Below are 1,003 nucleotides of genomic sequence, written 5' to 3'. Positions count from 1 at the left end.
TACCACATTGATTATTGAGGGTATAGGCGATGGAGTTTGAACCAAGCATCTGCCGTGGTGAAGCGCCACTCTACGGTGGCCCGGGCCGCGTTCCGGTCCTCTTCCCACGCCTTCACCTCCTGACATACGCTTTCCACCTCCGGCAGGCGCCGATTCAGACACTGGCGTGCCAGAACGGAAAACTCGATCTCCACCATGTTCAACCAACTCCCGTGCTTGGGCGTGTAGTGAAACGCCAACTTCTGCGTCAGCCGTCGCGCTTCTTCTGGCGGGAAGGTCTGGTACAAGGCCACGGGCGTGTGGGTGTTCAGGTTGTCCAACACCACCCGAATCACCTCCGCCGCGGGAAAGACTTCGTCTACCAGCCACTTCATTTGCTGCGCAAAGTCCGGACCGGTCCGTCGCTCTGTCACCTCGACGTGCCGCCACCCGGTCAGGGGCTGAAAGGTCAGGAACAGGTTGCAACGGCCCTTGCGCTCATACTCGTAATCCTCCCGCCGGGGCTGTCCCGGCTTCACCGGCAAAGGATCCCGCTTGTCCCTCACCAACTGGTAAGGCCGCTCGTCGAAACAGACCACCGGCCGCCGCGGATCATACGGTTCGGCGTAGAGGTCGAGGAGGTCCTCCATCCGCCACACAAAGTCGGCCGTCACTTGACTGATACACCACTGCTGCTTCTGCCAGGGCTTGAGTTCGTTTTTTTTAACACCCGTCGCACCGTCTCGTCGGAGATAGAGTCCACCATCCCTAGCTCCACCAACCGGTCGGCCAGCAACTGCATCGTCCAGCACGCCCGCCCCTGCGGCGGGTCGCTACAGGCCAGGGCGATGAGCAAGGCCTCCCCTTTGGCATCCAACTTCGGCTGGGCTCCCGGCCGTGGACGCTCCTGCAGCGCCGCCTCCAAACCCTCTTCGGCAAACCGCTTGCGGATGTTTCGCACCGTCTGGGGGTTGACCTTCAACACATTCGCAATAAACCGGTCGGTCTTCCCCTCCGCCGAGAG

At 61.4% G+C, this 1,003-nt stretch carries 1 pseudogene; it reads right to left on the bottom strand.

From position 1 onward, the window contains the following. Positions 1-11: 11 nt before the first annotated feature. A pseudogene (locus tag FKZ61_RS23725) lies at positions 12-1,003 on the bottom strand (IS630 family transposase); the annotation flags it as partial.

Origin of the sequence: Litorilinea aerophila (assembly GCF_006569185.2) — a bacterium.
Classification (GTDB): domain Bacteria; phylum Chloroflexota; class Anaerolineae; order Caldilineales; family Caldilineaceae; genus Litorilinea; species Litorilinea aerophila.
Note: the sequence above shows the minus strand (reverse complement) of the source record. Positions and strands in the feature narration are given on the sequence as shown.